The following is a 19,274-nucleotide window of genomic DNA, read 5'->3' as shown; positions in this document are numbered from 1 at the left end:
CGCGGCGCGCCGTGGGGCGGTGTTTTCGGGCGGCTTCCGGAGGGACGCCTCAGCCCTTGCGGCGCATGGGGAGCAGCGGTCCGCATCGCCCCCGTCGGAGCTTACGGGGGCAGGAAAGGTGGCGAAAGGGGTTTATCGATATGTCCTCACGCTTGCGTGCGAATCGGGCGCTTCGGGGTGGTTCGCCGGGTTCCGGTGGGCAACTCTGATCTCGCGACGTCGTGAGAAGGCCCGGGCGGTCGGCCAACTGCCCAGGTGAAAGCCGTACTTCATGTACTCCCCGGCAAGGCAGCCGGTGTGTACCTCGTACTGGAGGAGCAACATGGCAAGCATCCGTACCGCCCGTGTTCTCGCCGCCGCGGCGGCCATCCCCCTCGCCGCGGCGCTCTTCACCGGCGTCGCCGCCGCGGGCACGGGAGCCATCGCGGGCGACGGATCGAACGCGGGCGTCGCGGGCGTCGTCGGCAGCGGGGTCGGCCGCGACAACAGCGGCAACTCGTCCACCACGCAGCAGCAGGCGGTCGGATCGGGCGCCTCGAACCAGAGCAACACCGCACAGGTCAACCGCTCCGCGTTCACGGCCATCCAGCAGGGCAACAAGAACGTCGTCATCCACTTCACCCGTCTGTGGTGAGCCGGGGTGGGCCGGCGCGCATTCTGGGGACCCGCCGGTCCTGAACCCCCTGGTGGGTGTGCTCGTGGGGACGTAACACACCTTTGCGCGGCGGTGCTTCGGCGCCGCCGCGCAGACGTGTTCCGTGCGACCGCGGCAGGCGGCCGCGCCCGGGAGGGCGGTCGCCCGGGACGCCGTCCAGGACGTCCCCCAGGGGTGAACCCGCAGTACACATGCCCCGTTCCTCCACCTTCAGGAGGTGCGGCCAACCCCACCCCTACAACCTGAGGCGGACTCGGCTGCGGGACCTGCGGGCGATCCGCGGGAGCGGGTGCCGCTCCTAGCGTGGAGCCATGACCACACCCGTCTGCACCAGCGTGTCGAAAGCCGCCGTACCGGCGACCCGGACTCCGGCGTACCCGTCCTTCGCGTCGTACGTACGGGCCCGGCAGCCGCTGCTGCTGCGCACCGCCCGGTCGCTGACCGCGAACCCGAGCGACGCGGAGGACCTGTTGCAGACCGCGCTCACCAAGACGTATGTGGCGTGGGAGCGGATCGAGGACCACCGGGCGCTCGACGGCTATGTGCGCCGCGCGCTGCTGAACACCCGCACCTCGCAGTGGCGCAGGCGGAAGGTCGACGAGTTCGCCTGCGACGAACTGCCCGAGCCGGAGCCGGCGCCCGGGACGACCGACCCGGCGGAGCAGCAGGCGCTGCGCGACGCCATGTGGCGGGCGATCATGAAGCTGCCCGCCCGGCAGCGGGCGATGGTCGTCCTGAGGTATTACGAGGACCTCTCCGAGGTCCAGACGGCCGAGGTGCTCGGAGTATCCGTGGGGACGGTGAAGTCGGCGGTGTCGCGGGCGCTCGGCAAGCTGCGGGAGGATCCGGAACTGGTGCGCGTGCGCTGACCGTTGGGGGAACGTTGTGTGATCGATCATCCGGGACTAGTGACATACCACGCGGTATGTGAGCAGAATCAGCGCAGCCCTTACCACCGCGTAGGCGACGCCGCCCCGGGAGGACGCCGTGCTGAGCACCATGCAGGACGTACCGCTGCTGATCTCGAGGATCCTGGCCCACGGGTCGACGATCCACGGGGCGTCGCAGGTGATCAGCTGGACTGGTGACAGCGAGCCGCACCGCCGCTCCTTCGCCGGGATCGGCGAGCGCGCGGCCCAGCTGGCGCACGCCCTTCGCGACGACCTCGGCGTCGCTGCCGACGACCGTGTGGCCACCCTCATGTGGAACAACGCCGAGCACGTCGAGGCGTACTTCGCGATCCCGAGCATGGGCGCGGTGCTGCACACCCTCAACCTGCGGCTGCCCGCCGAGCAGTTGGCCTGGATCGTCAACCACGCCGCCGACCGCGTCATCATCGTCAACGGCTCCCTGATCCCGCTGCTCGGACCGCTGCTGCCGCACCTGAAGACGGTCGAGCACGTCGTCGTCTCGGGCCCCGGCGACCGCACCCCGCTCGACGGCTCCCACGCCCGGGTGCACGAGTACGAGGACCTGATCGCGGCCAAGCCGGTCACCTACGACTGGCCCGAGCTGGACGAACGCCAGGCCGCCGCCATGTGCTACACCTCCGGCACCACGGGTGACCCCAAGGGCGTGGTCTACAGCCACCGTTCGGTCTACCTGCACTCCATGCAGGTCAACATGAGCGAGTCCATGGGCCTGACCGACCAGGACACCACGCTCGTGGTGGTCCCGCAGTTCCACGTCAACGCCTGGGGCCTGCCGCACGCCACCTTCCTGTCCGGCGTCAACCTGCTGATGCCGGACCGCTTCCTGCAGCCGGCTCCCCTCGCCGAGATGATCGAGCGGGAGAAGCCGACCCACGCCGCCGCCGTGCCCACCATCTGGCAGGGGCTGCTCGCCGAGCTGACCGCCCGGTCCCGCGACGTCTCCGCCCTCACTCAGGTCACCATCGGCGGCTCGGCCTGCCCGCCCTCCCTCATGGAGGCCTTCGACCGGCTGGGCATGCGGGTCTGCCACGCCTGGGGCATGACCGAGACCTCCCCGCTCGGCACGGTGGCCCGCCCGCCGGCCCACGCGGTCGGCACCGACGAGGAGTTCGGCTACCGCCTCACCCAGGGCCGCTTCCCGGCCGGCGTCGAGGCCCGCCTGACCGGACCCGGCGGCGAACGCCTCCCCTGGGACGGCGAGTCCGCGGGCGAGCTGGAGGTCCGCGGACCGTGGATCGCGGGCGCCTACTACAACGGCCCCGGCGCCGAACCGCTGCGCCCGGCCGACAAGTTCAGCGAGGACGGCTGGCTGAAGACCGGCGACGTCGGCACGATCAGCCCCGACGGCTTCCTCACCCTCACCGACCGGGCCAAGGACGTCATCAAGTCGGGCGGCGAGTGGATCTCCTCCGTCGAGCTGGAGAACGCCCTGATGTCCCACCCGGACGTCGCCGAGGCCGCAGTCGTCGCCGTCCCCGACGACAAGTGGGGCGAGCGCCCGCTGGCCACCGTCGTCCTCAAGGAGGGCGCCACCGCCGGCTTCGAGGTGCTGCGCGCCTTCCTCCAGGAGGAGCGCGGGATCGCCAAGTGGCAGCTCCCGGAACGCTGGACGATCATCGAGACTGTTCCGAAGACCAGCGTCGGCAAGTTCGACAAGAAGGTGCTGCGCAGGCAGTACGCCGCCGGAGAGCTGGACGTCACCCGGATCTGACCGCGGACCGGACGGCACACGCACGCGCACGCGTACGACGCCGGGGCGCCGGGCGGGGAGCACCACGGATCCCCGCCCGGCGCCCCCGCGTCGTAAGGACGTGGGCCAGTCGGTCGGCTGGGCGGCTGGTCAGTTGGTACCGATGCGGGCCAGCAGGTCGACGATCCGGCTCTGCACCTCGTCGCTGGTGGACCGCTCCGCGAGGAACAGCACCGTCTCGCCCGAGGCCAGCCGCGGCAGGTCGGCCTGGCCGACGGCGGCCGTGTAGACGACCAGCGGCGTGCGGTTGAGCTGCCCGTTCGCGCGCAGCCAGTCCAGGATCCCGGCGCGGCGCCGGTGCATCTGCATCAGGTCCATCACGACCAGGTTCGGCCGGAACTGCCCGGCGAGCGTCACCGCGTCGTTGTCGCTCGCGGCCCGCGCCACCTGCATCCCCCGCCGCTCCAGCGTCGCCGTCAGCGCCAGCGCGATCTCCGCGTGTTCCTCGATCAGCAGCACACGCGGCGGATGCTGCTCGCTGTCGCGCGGCGCGAGCGCCTTCAGCAGTACGGCCGGATCGGCGCCGTAGGCCGCCTCGCGTGTCGCCTGCCCGAGTCCGGCCGTGACCAGCACCGGCACCTCGGCGGCGACCGCCGCCTGCCGCAGCGACTGCAACGCCGTGCGCGTGATCGGCCCGGTCAGCGGGTCGACGAACAGCGCGGCGGGGAAGGCCGCGATCTGCGCGTCCACCTCCTCGCGCGAGTTCACGATGACCGGCCGGTAGCCACGGTCGCTCAGCGCCTGCTGGGTGGTGACGTCGGGGGCCGGCCAGACCAGCAGCCTGCGCGGGTTGTCCAGCGGTTCCGGCGGCAGTTCGTCGTCCATCGGCTGCGGCCGCGGGGTGTCCGCGATCTCCACGGCACCGCCGGGACCGTCCAGCGGCTCGGGACCCTCGGCGGCGTTCTCGTCCGGCGCCCCGATGGCGTACGACCGTCCGCCGCCCTCGGTGCCGACGGCCATGGCGGGTCCGCCCACGGAGGGTTGCGCGGGGGGCTGCTCGGCCGGCGGGTGCGGGCGGGCCGTCTGGTCCGGCCGCTGTGCCTGCGTCTGCGGCGGGGTCTGCGTCTGGGGGCGCGCGGCGGCGGCCGGGTCGGGCGGAGTGCCCAGTTTGCGGCGGCGGCCGGAACCGCCGGTCGTCTGCGGGGGCGGCGTGGCCGACGGCGGCTGCGGTGCCTGCACCTGTGCCGCCTGCCGGCTGAACGGCACGCCCTGCCCCAGCGTGCGCACGCTGATCGCCCGCCCTTGGGTCGAGTTGGGGTCGACGGGAGCGGCGGCCTCGGCGGGGAGCGGCTGGGCCGCGCGCGGTGCCGGGGCGCCGGGGCCGGGCTGCTGCCCGGTGGCCTGTCCCGTCGCCTGCTCGGGAGGGAGGACGGGGCCGGCGGCGGCCGGGATTCCGGGGGGCGGCGTACCTGGAGTACCGGATGCACCAGGTGCAGGCGGCTGGGGAAGGGCCTGGGCCGGGGGCATGGGGGCGCCGGTGGCGTTCGGCGGTACGGGGCCGCCACCCGCGCCGGGGGCTGCCTGCGCCGGGGTGTCCGGGGCCGGGATGCCTTGCGCCGGGACGGGCTGCGCGGGGAGCGGCCCGGCCGAGGGCTGGGCGGGAGCCGGGGCCGGGACGGCGGGGTTCTGCGCGGGAGCGAGTGCGGCGGGCTGCTGGGGGAGCGGCTGACCGGCGATGCCGTGCGCGGGGGCGGGCGCCGTACCCGCGGCCCCGTGTTCCGGCGACGGCACCTGTGCGGGCAGGGCCGCCTGCCCGGACGGATGCTGCGTGGGCGGCACCTGTCCAGGAACGAGCTGCTGCCCGGGAACCTGCGGCCCTGCACCCGGTTGTCCGGGAGCCGCCTGGGGCACGGCGGGGTGACCGGGCAGACCCTGTGGCGTCACGGGCTGACCGGGAGTCATCTGTTGCGGGGCGGGCTGTCCCGGCACGCCCTGCGGTGCGACGGGCTGAGCAGGCAGGCCTTGCGGTGCGGCGGGCTGACCGGGCATTCCCTGCGGCAGTACGGGTTGACCGGGCAGGCCCTGGGGGGCGACGGGCTGACCGGGAGTCACCTGTTGCGGGGTGGGCTGTCCCGGCACGCCCTGCGGCACGGCGGGCTGAGCGGGCACGCCCTGCGGCACGGCGGGCTGACCCGGAGTCATCTGCGGAACGGGCTGCGGGAGCGCCTGGGCGCCACCCGGGCCTGCCTGAGCCGGAACGCCCGGTCCGGCCGTGCCCTGCGCGGGCGCGCCCGGCAAGGGCACGGGCACAGCCCCGGCAGGCGCACCCGGAACACCCGGAACAACCGGAACAACCGGAACGCCCGGCGCGCCTTGCACGGGCGTCGCGCCCGCCGCCGCGGTGTCCTGCGGCTGGGCCACCGCCCGCCGCCGGCGTCCCGTCGGCGCGCTCGTGGGGTGCGGCTGCGGCGGCGTGTGGTCGTCGGCCTGGTCGTGGCGTACGGCCTCGTGCTGCCCTTCGTCACCCAGGGGGGCGACGGCAGGGGCGCCCTGCGCCGGCACCCGGGGCGCCGGCGCGGCCTCCGGGCCCTCGGCGGGCCGGTCGGCCTCCGCGGGCGGCAGGGCGAAGACAGGGCGGGGGGCCGCCTCCTGTGCGGCGGCACGCTCGGTCGCCGCCGCCAGGGCACGCCGACGGCGACCGGTCGGCTGTGGGCCGGAAGCCGCCGGGTTCTCGCCGCTCGCCGCCTCGGTCTGCGTGGCCTCAGGTTGCGTGTCGGCAGCCGCGGGCAGCGCCGCCGGCAGTGCCTCGGGCGGACCGACCTCGCGCCGGGCGCGCCGGCCGGTGGGCGCGGGTACGCCCTGCGGCGGCACCGTACCGCCGAGTCCCGTACCCGAGGCCGCCGTTCCCGCGCCGTGCTCGGCCGCCATGACCACGGCACCCTCGGACACGCCCGCCGCGTCGTCGGCGGGCCGTCCGCGCCGCCGTCCCGTACCGCCGGAGCCGTCCGCGTCCTGGGCCGGAACCTGCCCCGTCTCCTGGGGCGGCTCGGCCGCCCGCCGCCTGCGCCGACCGGTCGGAGCCGCCGCGGTACCGGCGGTCTCCCCCTCGCTGTCACTTTCCAGGAACGCGTCCGTCGAGGACCGCCGGGCCCGCCGCCGTCCGCCGCCCGAAGGCTGCTCGGGCACGGCGGGCTCCGCCGGGGCGGGCTCTTCGGAAACCGCGGCCGGCTCCAGGGCGTGAACCGGGGCCGGGGGCGGGGCCGCGACGACGCCGGCACCGCCGCCGAGCGGCACCTCCAGGACGTACGCGCTGCCGCTCATGCCCGGCACCTCGTGGGTCTGGAGCACACCGCCGTGCGCCCGGACGATCCCGCGCACGATCGGCTCGTGCACCGGGTCTCCCCCGGCGTACGGCCCGCGCACCTCGATCCGGACGACCTCACCGCGCTGCGCCGCCGCCACCACGACGGTGTTGTCCATGTAACCGCCCGCCGAGACGGGCGAGTTCCCGGTCGCGTCGACGCCTGCGACGTCCGCGACGAGGTGCGCGAGCGCGGTGGCCAGGCGCCGCGGGTCGACCTCGGCCTCGATGGGCGGCGCGTGCACGGCGAACTGCACCCGCCCGGGGCCGATCAGCTCGACGGCGCCGTCGACACCGGCGGCGACGACCGCGTCCAGCATCACCTTCGTCCGGGTGATCCCCTCGCTGCCGGTGTCGAGGCGCTGATAGCCCAGGACGTTGTCGATCAGCGTCGTGATCCGGGAGTACCCGGCCGACAGGTGGTGCAGCACCTGGTTGGCCTCGGGCCACAGCTGTCCGGCGTCGTCGGCGGCGAGGGCGGCCAGCTCGCGGCGCAGTTCGTCCAGGGGTCCGCGCAGGGAGCCGCCGAGGAGCGTCAGCAGCTGCTCGTGCCGGCCGGCCAGCGCCTCGTAGCGGTCCTTCTCCCGCTCGCCGAGGGCGGCGTAGCGCTCCTCGTTCGCCGCGAGTTGCTCCTCGTGGCGCTCGGTGAGTTCCTCGATCTCGGTGACGTGCTGCTGGCGCAGGGCGGTGAGCTCGGAGGCGTGCTCCTCGGCGAGCTGTTCGAGCTGCTCCTCGTGGCGCTGTTCCTCGGCGGCCTTCTCGTCGGCGAGCGCGTCGTAGGGGCGCCGGTCGGTGAAGGTCATGACGGCGCCGACGAGCTGGTCGCCGTCGCGCACCGGCGCGGTGGTCAGATCGACGGGAACCTTGTCGCCGGCCTTGGACCACAGCACCTGCCCGCGCACCCGGTGCTTGCGCCCGGAGCGCAGGGTGTCGGCGAGCGGGGACTCCCCGTACGCGAAGGGGGAGCCGTCGGGGCGCGAGTGCAGGACGAGGGTGTGCAGCTCGCGGCCGCCGAGTTCACCGGCCCGGTAGCCCAGTATCTGGGCGGCGGCTGGGTTGACGAGCACGATCCGCCCGTCGGTGTCGGTGCCCACGACACCCTCGGCGGCAGCCCGCAGGATCATCTCGGTCTGCCGTTGCGAACGGGCCAGTTCGGCCTCGGTGTCGACGGTGCCGGACAGATCGCGGACGACCAGCATCAGCAGTTCGTCGCCGCTGTAGCCGTGACCGTCGTAGGCCTGCTGGCTGTTCTCCAGATTCGCGCTCGTGACCTCGACGGGGAACTCGGACCCGTCGGTCCGTCGCGCCGTCATCCGGGTGGGCTTGGTCCGCCCGCGCGGGTCGATGTGGTCGGGGCGGCGCATGGAGCCGGGAATCAGCTTGGAGTCGAACTGCGGCAGCAGATCGAGCAGGCCCCGTCCGACGAGGGCGGTGCCCGGCGTCTCGAAGGCCTCCAGCGCGATGGTGTTGGCGTTGACGACGGTGCCGTTCGCGTTGACCAGCACCAGGGCGTCGGGCAGCGCGTCGAGTATGGCAGCGAGGCGAGCAGCGCCTCGGGATGGCCTGCTGCTCACGAGACGCTTCCTCCCTGTCACCGCACCTTGCCGACCGCGGAGGCCATCTTGCCAACCGGCCCGCAGCGTGTCACGCGAGGGAGTCTATGCGCTGAGGTTGCTCCCGCGACGCCGGATGAGAGGGAGGTCGCACGCGGAGTTGACGTCGAACCTGTGACCGGACGATTTCGCTTCGCACGACCTCCGCGAGACCTTTACGGACTCCCGGTCCACCACACCTTCGACACGTGCCTACGCGCCGGTACGTGCCGGTGCCCCGTCCCCGCCTGTGCACGGGTACGTGCCGGTGCCCCCGTTTCCCGCCTACGCACGGGCACGTGCCTGCGCGCGCAGGTTCCCGCCTACGCGCCGCTACGGGACACCGCGGCCGGCCTCGGAGCGCTGAGGTCGGGCAACAGCGGCACGAGCCGGTTCCAGCGGTCGATCCGGCAGCCGTCGCGGCGGTCGTAGGCCGCGTCGACGCGGCGCCCGGCCCACGTCCCGGTGATGCGGGCGGTGGCAGGACCGCCGTACTGCATGGTGCACATGCTGTCGTAGGGCACGGGGGCGAAGGGCTCCCGCCCCCAGCGCGTGTTCCGGTCGAGCACGTCGCAGGCGCGGCGGGCGTCCGGGTGACTACCCCTGGCCGGGTGGCAGTACAGCCTGTAGGTCCCGTCCCTGCCCGGGCCCGCGTGCCGCACGGTGACGGTGAGGTGGTCGCCGGCCCGGTCCTCGACCCGGACGGGCGGCGGCGCCGCGGCCGAGGCGGCGGGCACGGCGGAGACCGAGGCGAGTCCGGCGAACACGGCGGAGGCGCCGAGTGCCAGCGCCCGCGACACCGCGGAACGTCGAGCTGGGAGAGATTCGATCTGCGTCATGCCCGGACTAACGCCTCGCGCCCCCGGACGTTGCGCCCCGGCCGCCCGACGCCACCAGAAGGACTTTGCCCTGGGCCCCACCCGCCTAGTACCGTAGGGGGCGATTGGTGACACCCCACTCGGCTGTGTCATCATCTGCACGCACCACTCGCGCGCTCGCGTGAGCGGTTGTGCTGGAGGCGTCGCCTAGTCCGGTCTATGGCGCCGCACTGCTAATGCGGTTTGGGCCTTAAAGCCCATCGAGGGTTCAAATCCCTCCGCCTCCGCGCATGATCACCGAAGCCCCGGTCCCTTCAGACCGGGGCTTCGGCGTTGTCGGCTCCGTCCCGCTTCAGACCTTGTTTCCGCAGGTCACAAGGGGTGGGGGGAATGGATTTCACATGACGGCGGCAGTCATGTAATGTTCTTCCTGTCGCCGCGAGCGGCCCGGAAGGGCCCAAAGCGAAGACGAAAAACAGAACAAGCACTCGTAGCTTAACGGATAGAGCATCTGACTACGGATCAGAAGGTTGCAGGTTCGAATCCTGCCGAGTGCACACAGGTCAAAGGCCCCTCAGGATGATCCTGAGGGGCCTTTGACATCAACGGCTGACATCAACGCAGCCCGAAGTGACGATCACTCCTCGGCGTGCGGCTCCTGATCGCCGTCTGATTCCTCCGCCGGCTCGTCCAGGCCCAGTGCGTCGTCCATCCGGGCGGCGGCGGCCTGGAGCGTCGTGCTCATCACGTGCGCGTAGGTGTCCAGCGTCATCGTGATCGTGCTGTGCCCGAGCGTTTCCATGATCGTGCGAGCGTCCACGCCCTGGGCGAGCAGGAGCGACGCGCACGTGTGTCGGAGGTCGTGCACCCGCACCCGCCGTACGCCGGCGTTCCGACACAGGATGGTGAGCATCCGGTTCAGGCTGCGGGGGTCCGTGACGCGACCGGTCGTCGTGGTGAAGATCAGCCCGTCCGGTTGCCCCGGTGTGGGCAGCCACTTCTTCCCTGCGACCTTGCGTTCCCGCTCCTGCTGGGCTCGGTGCTGTGCGAGTGCCCGCATGCAGTGCTTCGGGAGGGACACCGTACGAATGGAGCGCATGGTCTTGGGGCTGCCGAAGATCAGCTCACGCCGGATGCGCTGTACGTTCCGGCGGACACGGAGCTGTCCGTTCGTGAGGTCGACGTCCGCCCAGGTGAGGGCGAGCGCCTCACCCCGTCGCAGACCCGCGGACACGAGCAGCAGCCACAGGGCGTAGAGGCGGTGGGAGCGGGCGGTCTTGAGCATGATGCGAGCCTCTGCGGCGTCCAGCGGACGCACCTCCTTGCGGGTGACGATGGGGGTCTCCACGATCCGCGCGACGTTCCGCGCGATCAGCTCTTCCCGAATGGCCTGTTGCAGCGAGGACCGGAGGACGGCATGGATGTACTGGACGGTCCGGGCGGACGGGCGCCGCTTACAGCAACGGCCCACGGCGCAGCACGAGCGCTTGCCCTCAGGACGCTCCGCGTCCGCACCCCGCAGGCAGCACAGGCAGGAGTCCTTGAACTCCGCGAGGAACCGGCGCACGTCCGCCGGCGACAACCGGTTCAGCCGCTTCTTGCCGAGAGCGGGTCGGATGTACAGGCGGGTCAGACCCTCGTAACTGTTCAGCGTTGACGGCTTGAGCCGCTGGGGTGCGATGGTGGCGAGCCAGTAGGTGAGGTAGTCGCCGAACGCCATGGTGGACTCGGCGGCCGGAATGCCCTGACGGGTCTTCTCCTGCAACTCCGTCAGCTTCTCGGCCACTTCCGTGCGGGTCTTGCCGTAGGCGAACTTCCGGGTGCGGGTCCCATCAGGGCGGTATACGTAGGCAGCAGCCTGGTAACGGCCGTCCGCACGCTTGGTGATCGTTCCTTCGCCGTTGGCGCGACGCTTGGCCATTAAGCGGCTTCCTCCATCCGGTCATGCATGTACTGGCGAACTGCGTCGACCGGGACGCGGCGGGCCCGGCCGGACGTGTAGCTGTGGAGCTGTTTGGTGCGAATGAGGTCATAGACCTTGCTGCGGCTCAGCCGCAGAGCGGTCATGACCTCCGGGACGGTGAGGGCTTGGGGGTCGCTCGCGACGACGGTCAGCACGTTGAGACCTCCGGGAGAGGGCGGGGCCTGCGAATGGGGTTGGTTTCAGGGGCTCAGCAGCCCGTGTCTGTCCGAGGTACGGATTTCTGCGTCACCGCGTCATCTGCGTCATTCACGCGTCTGACCTGCGGTTTTGGGTGACGCAGAGGGCCGGGGGTGCGTCACCGGTGACGCAGGCTGTCCGTCACCGGTGACGCGGGTGACGCGGGGTGACGCAGCCGCCGGCCGTCTGCGTCACCGCTGTATGCGCAGGTCACCCGCCGTTTTCCGGGCCCCGGTGACGCAGGTGACGCAGCGTTCCTCTCTTAGGAAAAAAAGAGGGGGGTGTCTGTTGTGGTGCGGTGCGGCTCAGGGCGTGAAGAAGGAGCCGCTTCGCGGCGCGTCCAGCGCAGGGCGGCGCCGCCGCCGAACAGCAAGAGGAGCACGCCCGGCCGGTGGTGCTCCTCTTGCTTGTGCGGCGGGTCGGCGGTCGTCGGTCAGAACGACTGCTGCTGCTCGTGTGGGGGCGGGGCCGGTGAGCGGGTCATCTCGATGTAGCGGCCCTCTTTGGTGCGGCCCGAGTCGATCAGGACGCCCCGGGCGGCGAGGGTCGGCTGGAGGCGCTTGAGGCGGTCGGAGAGGACTTTGCCGGTGGTGGGCCAGCCCTTGGGCAGGGGGCGGAAGTCCTCGCCGGTGTAGAGGCGGGTGAGGCAGTGGAGCCACTCGGTGGAGGTCATGCGCTGTTCTGCGCCCTGTTCGATGTCTGCGGCGTGCCTGAGGACGGTCTGCGCGAGGAGATCGCCCTCAATGACGTCGTCGTTGAGGTCGTCCAGACTGGCCCGGTAGGCGGTGAGCGCTCCGAGGCCGGTTGCCGCGTCGAGCTGCGCGCACAGGTGAGCGAAGTCCGCCATGCGCAGGTCGGTCGGTGTCTCTGCCTCGACCGCGCGGACTTTCACCGTGAGGTCCAGGAGGGACCCGAGGACCACGGGCAGAACCTCCGCGTACTCAGCCCACAGTTCCGCCTCGGTGCGCCGGACGCGGGGCCGTTCCAGCCGCAGCGGCAGGAGCCGTTCTGCGAGGTCGGGGCGGATGACACCCACGTCGATACCGGTCAGGAGCAGGGGGCGGCGGTAGCGAGCACGGAACACGTCCCCGTCAGTGAAGAGAGCGCGCTTCACGTTCTCGGCGCCGGTGACGATGCAGCACATCGCGTCCGACAGGTCCGGGGTCATGTGGGAGAGGTTGTCCAGGGCCGTGACCCACCCTGCCGCCACCGCCGCAATCAGATTCTCCTCATCCTTCGGCGCCCGGCGCAGATCACCGCTCATGCCCTCGATGATCCGCACGAGCATCCGTCCGCCGGTGGACTTGCCCGCGCCCTGCGGCCCGGTGAGGAAGGGGGCGGGGACTGGCACGGACGGTCCGAGGCAGCCGACCAACCAGGCGATGGCCAGGCACTCGGTCTCCGCGGTGGCGAAGTTGCACAGCCGCAGCAGGAGATCGATGCCCTTGCCATCGGTGTCCTTGACGGGCAGGGGGAGTTCGCCGGTGAGCTGGGTGCGCCGCCAGCACACCTCACGCGGATCAGGGATGGCGATGTCCCAGCCGGTGGGGTGGATACGCACGGACTGCCCGTCACTGCGGCCCAGGTCCAGCCACGTCGCCCCGTCGAACCCCGGGGCGACGCGGATATAGACGGGCTGCACGTCCTCGGTCAGCGCGAGGGCTTCAATCAAGTCCAGCGCCTCCTTGAGCGCGGTCCCGTTGAACACGCCCAGCCCGTCCCTGAACAGCCCGACCATGAGTTCCTGCCGGTGGCTGCCCGTCGTGCCCTGCGAGCGGATCGGACGGGCCACGGGGTGGCCGTTCTTCTGCGCGTACACGGTCCCGTCGGCGGTGCGGAAGTACCGGAAGTGCGCCTGCGCGTAGTCGGCGATGACCTCGCGGGCCGGGGTCTTCTCGTCGTCGGACATAGTCACAGTCCCAGCGTGGTGAGGGCGTTGGTCCATGCGTCGGTGCAGTGGCGGGCTGATTCGCCCTTGGCCTGCGCGGCGGTGAACAGCCGCGCGGTGTGCGCCTCGGTGAGGCAGCCGCACCGGCCGTGCGTGGACAGCACGGCCAGGAAGGTCCGGTAGACGGTGGCGTGGACCGCGCTGCGGGCCTCGGTGATGCGCTGCTCGGCCATGGCGATGCCACGGTCCAGGTAGGCGGGCGTGCGGTGAGGGCACTCCCCGCCCCCGGCCCGTGCGGGCACAGTGATGGCCGCCGGCCGGACCGTGGCGGGTTCTTTCACGGTCAGCGCGCGCACGACGTCCGGGATTGCCGTCATGGTGCCGGCGCCGGGACCGAGCCACCGCGCGTACTGCATGGACGACTTGATGTCCACGCCGGGCCGTACGGCATTGGCGGACTGCATGACGCCCTGGTAGAGCCAGTGCTCACCCCTGGTCGTGGGCACGATTCGAGTTGCGGGCAGGCTCGCACGGGCCCATGCGATGGCTTCCGCGTTGTCGAGGTCGACGACGGTGAGGCCGGCGCCGCCGGGGTGGTAGGCCACCGCCGCCGCTTCCCGCCACGCTCGCGCCCACGTTGACGAGTTGATGGCGTGCGGGTCGGTGGCGGCGGCGGCCCAGCCGTGGCAGGGCGCCGGGCAGGTGCAGGGGCCGGGGGTCTTCATGTTCGGCCGGCCACCGCACGCGTTGTCGGCGCAGCGGCGGCAGTTGCCGAACGGAACCTTCCCAGCTCGTAACGGCAGCACGGGCACGCCGGAGGCTGCCAGGGAGAGAGCGGTATGCAGGTGCTCTCCCCGAATGTCGGTCGGTTCGGTCATGCTGGAAGACCTCCAACAGGTCTGTTGTGGATTGGTTGGACAAGGGCGGCCCCGTTTCATTGGCGTGAGTGGGGGCCGCCCTTGGCGTTGCTGGGACTGTCCGGCCGGGCAGGAGCGTCGTGGGCACGGAAGCGCGTGGACGCGGGCTGCGGCGGGTGTCATGCTCACGGCGGCGTCCGGCGCGGGTCCGACGCGCAGGGAGGAACCATGGAGCTCTATCTCGCCGTACCTCTTGTTCTGGTGGCGTTGCTCGTTGCCGCCATGGGCGTGGCGGCGGTTACCCGTGGCTGGGTGCCCCCCTGGAACCGGCGTCAAGTTCGCCGCGTTCGCCTCTATGGCCGGGGTCAGTTGATCCTTGCTGTCGCCCTGTGCTTGCAGGCATTCAGGCTGGGGACCAGCAATCCCGCCATCCGGTCGTTGGGGGCCCTGTTCGGCAGCGGGCTTCTGCTGGCCGGCATCTTCGTGACAAGGGCGAGCTTTCGCGCGGGTGGTAATCGACAGGGCAGCGGCACGGTGTCGTCGGGCGCGGGTCCGACGCGCAGGGAGAGACCATGAAGGTCTACATGGCCGTAGCAGGTGTTCTGATCGCCTTGCTCTTCGCCGCCTCCGGCGTGGCGGGGATTACGCGTGGCTGGGTGCCCCCCAGGCTCCCCACGAACCGGCGGCCGGTCCACCGCCCTCGCCTCTATGGCTGGGGCCAGTTGGTGTGTGCCTTCGGCATCCTCGGGAGTGGGGTGTTCTGGCTGGTGCTCACTGACCCCGACATTCGGCCGTGGGGCGCCCTGTTCAGCAACGTGCTTGGGCTGACCGGCATCATCCTGATGATGATGGGCCAGTACAGGGGTCGTAATCGGCAGGGCAGCGGCACGGTGTCGTCCGGCGTGGGTTCGGCGCGCAGGGAGGGACCATGAGGCTCTATTTCGACCTCTTTTATGGTCTGACGGTGTTGCTTTTCGCCGCCTCGGGCGTAGCCGCGGTTACCCGTGGCTGGGTGCTCCCCTGGGACCGGCGTCGGGTTCGCCGCGTTCGCCTCTTCGGCTGGGGTCAGTTGGTGATGGCCTTCGCCATGTGCTGGCCCGTGGTCTTCGGGCTGGTGATCAGCGCCCCCGGCATCCGGTGGTGGGTGACCCTGTCCGGTAACGGGCTTCTGCTGACCGGCATCCTCCTCACGTCGGTGAGCCTGCGCGCGGGTCGTAACCGGCAGGGCACCGGCACGCGCTAGCCGTGGAAGTGGTTGCGCTTGATCACGGCCCGGCGTTGTTCACGGTGGGGGCCACCCTTGGCGTAGCTGGGACTGTCCGGCCGGTCAGGAGGGTTGTGGGCTACGGAAGCGCGTGGACGCGGCGTGCGGTGGGTGCCATGATCACGGCGACGTCCGGCGTGGGTCGGGCGCGCAGGGAGGGACCATGTATCTCTACATCGCCATACCTGGTGTTCTGCTGGCGTTGCTCTTCGCCGCCTCGGGCGTAGCGGGGATTACGCGTGGCTGGGTGCTCCCCTGGAACCGGCATCGGGTTCACCGCGTTCGCCTCTACGGCTGGGGTCAGTTGGTGGCTGCCTTCGGCCTGTGCTGGCAGATCGTCTTCGGGCTGCTGATCAGCGACATCGGCATCCGACAGTGGGCCCTGTTCGGCAACGTGCTTCTGCTGACCGGCATCATCCTGATGGTGGTGAGCCAGCGCGCGGGTGGTAAGCGACAGGGCACCGGCATGCCCTAGCTGTGGAAGTGGTTGCGCTTGATCACGGCCCGGCGGATGTTCACGGTGGTGCCGCCCTTGTGGCCGCTCGCGGTGAAGACCTGGACGGCGATCCAGCCGCCGAAGATGACGGCGGCGAGGATGATGAGCTGGGTGATCAGCGCGGTCAGTGCGGCGATGAACGTGGTGAGCAGCAGCAGGCCGCCGCAGACGGCGAGGAACCCGACGCCGCCGAGGGCGACGTTCACCGCCGCGCGGGAGACGGCCGGCTTCGCGGCGACCGGTTCGGGCTTGGCCGGCTCGATGGCGTAGCCGGTGACGACCCGCCCGTCCGGCAGGACCACGCTCGCCACCGCAGGAACCGCGTGCGGCTGGACGGCGACGAGCGGTGCCGCGACCGGCACTGTCTGCGGGGTGATGGGGGTGGGGTGGTGGACTTCCACGGCCCGTACGGCGGGCGCGTGGCCGGTGGTCTCGGGGTACATGCGGAATCCCTTCCGGTGCTCGGTGAGGGAGGCGGAACCACCCCCTTGGGGGTGGCTGTGGAGGGGGTTTCAGGGGTGCTGACCTGCGTGCCTCCCTGACTCCCTGAACGATCATTTGTGCTGGTCAGGGCCAGGGAGGCGGGTCAGGGAGGGGTTCAGGGAGTTCTCCCTGTCTCCCTGACCCGTCGGGGGTCGCCTCCCTGTCATTCGGAGGCGGAAGCGGAACCGTCGCTGTCGCGGTTGGCGAGGGCGCGGGCGACGCGTTCGCGGGCGACGACCATGACGCCGTCGGACTTGTAGGGCTCGGCGCCGGCGCCGTCCAGGACGCGCTTGAGGTCGATGAACGACCACTTGCCGTAGGCGTCCTCGTTGAGGATCGCGAGCCGCTTGAGAACGTCCTTCGTGCGCACACGGGGCGCGTCCCCGAGGACGGTGGCGATGTCGGTGAGCGGGTCGCGTTCCTCGCTCCGCTCGATGACGTGCAGGGTGGTCACCCCGTCGCGCAGTGCCTTGGCCCGCTCCGCGATCGCGGCGGCCGGATCATCGTCGATGAAGTGGGTGCGCACCGTGATGGACGACTGCCCCTTGGGCATCTCGATGCCGTCGGAGGCGACGACCAGGGTTCCCTTGTCCAGGCCCTGGCGCAGCAGGTGCGGGGCGGCGCCGTCCTCAACGGCCTTGTCACCCAGCGCCATCCGGGACTGAGTCTCTGTGCCGAGCACGAGGGAGGCGCGGGTGTGGGCGCCCTCGCGGATCAGCTTGGGAAGGTTCTGGTCGGTGGGGTCTTGCGTGCCCTGCCACATCAGCACGTCGACCGCACGCCCCTGGTTGTGGATCTTGCGGACGGCCATGAAGTACCGGGACGTGGCCTTGGACCCGCCGTAGGGCCGCCTGTCCTCGTCGACGGCCGGGCACATGAACGCCACCTGCGCCTCGTCCACGAGGACGATGAGCGGCGGGAACACGGCGCCCTCGTCGGTGCGCTGCACCTCGATGCGGCGGTTCATCTCGTTCACCGCGTCCTCGACCATCTCGGTGACCTGGATGACGTGGTCGTCGGTCGGTCCCTGGATGAGGACGTCGGCGATGCCGTCGAACATGGCCCAGTCCCCGACGCCCTTGAGGTCGCCGAGCCAGAACTGCACCGACCGGTCCAGTGCGAGCCACAGGGCGAGCGCGCGCAGGGAGGCGGTCTTGCCCTGGTTCGACCGCCCTGTGACGAGCAGGTGGCGCTGATACAGGCTCAGTGCGGCAGCGTCTCCGCGCAGGTCCTGGCCCCAGGGGGCGCGGCCCTTGGTGTAGTCGGCGGTCAGGGTGTCGTCGGTGGCCAGCGGGGACGGGCCGATCGGCTCGTCCAGCGCCCCCGAGTCGGCGATCCACAGCCGCACGGTGCGGGCCGCCTCGGGGATGGTGATGAACACCTCGTGCTCGTGCCGGGTCAGGTTCTCGGCAAGCTTGCGGCGCCGCTGCTGCACCTCGATGGTCGACACCCCGGAGGGCAGGGTGACGTCGACCTCGACGCCGCATCCGGCGATGCGGATGGGCCCGAGCATGGACGCGCCGGCGTCGCCCATCTCCTTGATGGCGTTGCGTAGCGCCGGGACGCCGAGGTCGCGCAGGGCCTTGACCACGATCGAGGGGGTGATGGGCTCCCCCGCCGTGTCGCGGACGGTCGCGGGGAGCGCCCACTGGGGTGCGGCTTGCTGGTGGCTGCCGACGGCCCACAGAGCGAACAGGGCAAGAAACGGACCGATCGAGACGAGCGGCCCCCACACCACCTGAACGATCGTGATCATCAGGCGGATGAACTTGACCACGGCCATCAGCGGCGTGACCACGTCGGTGACGTCCTTGTTCGCGATGGCCAGGACCACCCCGAGGGTGACCAGGGAACCGATGCCCATACCGGTGCCGACCAGCACCCCCTTCGCGGCGTCCATCGGGGAGTGCAGCAGGTCCATGCGGCGGCGGTGCCGGGCCTCGCGGAAGCGCTGCCCGCGCTCCTCCCACTCGGCTGCGGCCTCGTAGTTCCCGGCGGCTTCCGCGGCCCGGAGCATGCGCTCGTAGCGGGCGGCGGTGCGGCCGTCCCAGGTCCGGCGGGCCACGATCCGCGCGCCCCCGAACACGTAGAGGGTGTGCCGGGCCGCGCCACGCGCGGCGGCCCTGGTCGTCTCGTGCGTAACCACCGCGCGGACGGCGCGGCCCGAGCGCACCCACAACGGCACGACCGGGGCGGCCGGCTGCTCGGGGACGACGGACAGGGCCGGGCGGGTGCCGACGGCGGCGGGCGGGTCGGTGTGCTTGTGCAGGTGAACGACGTTGCCGCTCATGGGGGAAACACTCCTGACTGCCCCGGGCCGGGGCGAAGCTGAAGGGGAGGCGGCGGGCCGGCCGAGCATGGCGCGGCGTTCCTTGAGGTAGCGGACCCGTAGTCAAGATCGGGTGCAGCTGACAAGATCTGGCCATCGAGCGCTGGGAGACACACAGATGAACCATCGGGACCGCGAGATAGCACGAGCCGCGGCGCGCTACCTGGCGCAGCGGTTGTCCGGCGTCGTTGCCGTCGGTGCCTTGGCGCTGTTGGGCATGATCGGGCTGATGAGCGGCCCTGAGGACTTCGTGCTCTTCCTCAAGCTAGGCAGACTTTCGTCTCTCATCACGATCTTCACCGCAGCGGTGTTCGCGTGGCTATTGCTCCGCGTGGCAGAAGCACGATCACGACGACACGAAGAATGCTGAACGCTGGATCTCTTTGGTCAGCAAGGTGATCGCGTTCGTTTCCATATAAGTCACCACCAACCGGAGGACTTCTTGGCGGACTTGGCGGACTTGGCGGCGGCGGCCTCGGTGACGATGCGCTGCCGCTCGGTCTGCAGGGCGGTGATCTCCGCGATCAGCCGGGTCTCAGCCGACAGCCACGCGGACTCCAGGCGGCGTTCGGCCCGGTCGGTGCCACGGCCGCGCATGACGCCGTAGGAGCCGCCGGCCATGGCCGCGAGGATCGCGCGCCGCTCGCGGCTGTCCAGCGGCCACATCTCCCGCTCGCGGACCGCCTCCAACTTGCGGTTCGTCTTCTGGATCTCGCGGTCCAGACGGCGGGTGTCGGGCTTGCCCATG

17 protein-coding genes and 2 tRNA genes are annotated in these 19,274 nt (G+C 71.4%); 10 read left to right on the top strand and 9 right to left on the bottom strand.

What is annotated here, in order from left to right; all coding sequences use genetic code 11:
* Positions 1-322 precede the first annotated feature (322 nt).
* From ACFY3J_RS07870 to ACFY3J_RS07860, 3 genes are all read left to right on the top strand, one after another.
* Complete coding sequence (locus tag ACFY3J_RS07870; RefSeq protein ID WP_384427227.1) at positions 323-634, top strand: hypothetical protein; 312 nt, start codon at positions 323-325, stop codon at positions 632-634.
* A gap of 332 nt (positions 635-966) precedes the next feature.
* Complete coding sequence (locus ACFY3J_RS07865) at positions 967-1,524, top strand: SigE family RNA polymerase sigma factor (protein WP_384174170.1); 558 nt, start codon at positions 967-969, stop codon at positions 1,522-1,524.
* A gap of 118 nt (positions 1,525-1,642) precedes the next feature.
* Positions 1,643-3,298: a long-chain fatty acid--CoA ligase gene (locus ACFY3J_RS07860; RefSeq protein WP_384174167.1), complete on the top strand. Its 1,656-nt coding sequence runs from the start codon at positions 1,643-1,645 to the stop codon at positions 3,296-3,298.
* A 129-nt stretch (positions 3,299-3,427) separates the two neighbouring features.
* On the opposite strand, the gene ACFY3J_RS07855 is transcribed toward ACFY3J_RS07860, so the two are convergent.
* Together ACFY3J_RS07855 and ACFY3J_RS07850 are read right to left on the bottom strand one after the other, a co-directional pair.
* On the bottom strand, positions 3,428-8,212 hold the full coding sequence (locus ACFY3J_RS07855) for a PAS domain-containing protein (RefSeq protein WP_390840539.1): 4,785 nt from the start codon (positions 8,210-8,212) through the stop codon (positions 3,428-3,430).
* A 341-nt stretch (positions 8,213-8,553) separates the two neighbouring features.
* Positions 8,554-9,069, bottom strand: coding sequence for an SSI family serine proteinase inhibitor (locus tag ACFY3J_RS07850; RefSeq protein WP_384174161.1), 516 nt, complete (start codon positions 9,067-9,069; stop codon positions 8,554-8,556).
* A 175-nt stretch (positions 9,070-9,244) separates the two neighbouring features.
* Here ACFY3J_RS07850 and ACFY3J_RS07845 point away from each other — a divergent pair.
* Positions 9,245-9,335 (top strand) — tRNA-Ser (locus ACFY3J_RS07845).
* Between the two features lie 197 nt (positions 9,336-9,532).
* Positions 9,533-9,605 (top strand) — tRNA-Arg (locus tag ACFY3J_RS07840).
* Between the two features lie 80 nt (positions 9,606-9,685).
* On the opposite strand, the gene ACFY3J_RS07835 is transcribed toward ACFY3J_RS07840, so the two are convergent.
* The 4 genes from ACFY3J_RS07835 to ACFY3J_RS07820 all read right to left on the bottom strand — a co-directional run bounded on the left by ACFY3J_RS07835 (position 9,686) and on the right by ACFY3J_RS07820 (position 13,975).
* Complete coding sequence (locus ACFY3J_RS07835; protein WP_390840538.1) at positions 9,686-10,969, bottom strand: tyrosine-type recombinase/integrase; 1,284 nt, start codon at positions 10,967-10,969, stop codon at positions 9,686-9,688.
* The gene (locus tag ACFY3J_RS07830) at positions 10,969-11,166 is read right to left on the bottom strand and encodes a helix-turn-helix domain-containing protein (protein WP_390840537.1); all 198 of its coding nucleotides are present in this window, start codon (positions 11,164-11,166) and stop codon (positions 10,969-10,971) included. The genes ACFY3J_RS07835 and ACFY3J_RS07830 overlap by 1 nt, the downstream gene beginning before the upstream one ends.
* Before the next feature lie 476 nt (positions 11,167-11,642).
* Complete coding sequence (locus ACFY3J_RS07825; RefSeq protein WP_390840626.1) at positions 11,643-13,118, bottom strand: ATP-binding protein; 1,476 nt, start codon at positions 13,116-13,118, stop codon at positions 11,643-11,645.
* A gap of 2 nt (positions 13,119-13,120) precedes the next feature.
* On the bottom strand, positions 13,121-13,975 hold the full coding sequence (locus ACFY3J_RS07820) for a bifunctional DNA primase/polymerase (protein ID WP_390840536.1): 855 nt from the start codon (positions 13,973-13,975) through the stop codon (positions 13,121-13,123).
* A 207-nt stretch (positions 13,976-14,182) separates the two neighbouring features.
* On the opposite strand from ACFY3J_RS07820, the gene ACFY3J_RS07815 reads away from it, so the two are divergent.
* The 4 genes from ACFY3J_RS07815 to ACFY3J_RS07800 all read left to right on the top strand — a co-directional run bounded on the left by ACFY3J_RS07815 (position 14,183) and on the right by ACFY3J_RS07800 (position 15,693).
* Positions 14,183-14,530 (top strand): hypothetical protein, encoded by a 348-nt coding sequence (locus ACFY3J_RS07815; protein ID WP_390840535.1) that lies wholly within the window; start codon positions 14,183-14,185, stop codon positions 14,528-14,530.
* On the top strand, positions 14,527-14,886 hold the full coding sequence (locus ACFY3J_RS07810; protein WP_390840534.1) for a hypothetical protein: 360 nt from the start codon (positions 14,527-14,529) through the stop codon (positions 14,884-14,886). The genes ACFY3J_RS07815 and ACFY3J_RS07810 overlap by 4 nt, the downstream gene beginning before the upstream one ends.
* Positions 14,883-15,197 (top strand): hypothetical protein, encoded by a 315-nt coding sequence (locus ACFY3J_RS07805; protein WP_390840533.1) that lies wholly within the window; start codon positions 14,883-14,885, stop codon positions 15,195-15,197. The genes ACFY3J_RS07810 and ACFY3J_RS07805 overlap by 4 nt, the downstream gene beginning before the upstream one ends.
* A gap of 184 nt (positions 15,198-15,381) precedes the next feature.
* Entirely contained in the window at positions 15,382-15,693 is a 312-nt protein-coding gene (locus ACFY3J_RS07800) for a hypothetical protein (RefSeq protein ID WP_390840532.1), read from the top strand.
* Here the strand turns inward: ACFY3J_RS07800 and ACFY3J_RS07795 are convergent.
* Together ACFY3J_RS07795 and ACFY3J_RS07790 are read right to left on the bottom strand one after the other, a co-directional pair.
* Positions 15,690-16,157, bottom strand: a complete 468-nt coding sequence (locus tag ACFY3J_RS07795; RefSeq protein ID WP_390840531.1) for a hypothetical protein — start codon at positions 16,155-16,157, stop codon at positions 15,690-15,692. The two genes, ACFY3J_RS07800 and ACFY3J_RS07795, sit on opposite strands and share 4 nt — an antisense overlap.
* A gap of 203 nt (positions 16,158-16,360) precedes the next feature.
* The gene (locus ACFY3J_RS07790) at positions 16,361-18,487 is read right to left on the bottom strand and encodes an FtsK/SpoIIIE domain-containing protein (RefSeq protein WP_390840530.1); all 2,127 of its coding nucleotides are present in this window, start codon (positions 18,485-18,487) and stop codon (positions 16,361-16,363) included.
* Positions 18,488-18,644: 157 nt separating this feature from the next.
* Between ACFY3J_RS07790 and ACFY3J_RS07785 the strand changes: the two genes are divergently transcribed.
* The gene (locus ACFY3J_RS07785) at positions 18,645-18,896 is read left to right on the top strand and encodes a hypothetical protein (RefSeq protein ID WP_365427591.1); all 252 of its coding nucleotides are present in this window, start codon (positions 18,645-18,647) and stop codon (positions 18,894-18,896) included.
* 50 nt (positions 18,897-18,946) lie between these two features.
* Here ACFY3J_RS07785 and ACFY3J_RS07780 read toward each other — a convergent pair whose 3' ends face one another.
* Positions 18,947-19,273 carry a hypothetical protein gene (locus tag ACFY3J_RS07780; protein ID WP_390840529.1) on the bottom strand — a complete coding sequence of 109 codons (327 nt, stop codon included), beginning with the start codon at positions 19,271-19,273 and terminating at the stop codon, positions 18,947-18,949.
* Position 19,274 lies beyond the last annotated feature (1 nt).

Origin of the sequence: Streptomyces sp. NPDC001231 (assembly GCF_042896885.1) — a bacterium.
Taxonomy (GTDB): domain Bacteria; phylum Actinomycetota; class Actinomycetes; order Streptomycetales; family Streptomycetaceae; genus Streptomyces.
The sequence above is the reverse complement of the archived record's forward strand: the minus strand, read 5'-3'. Positions and strand labels throughout refer to the sequence as shown.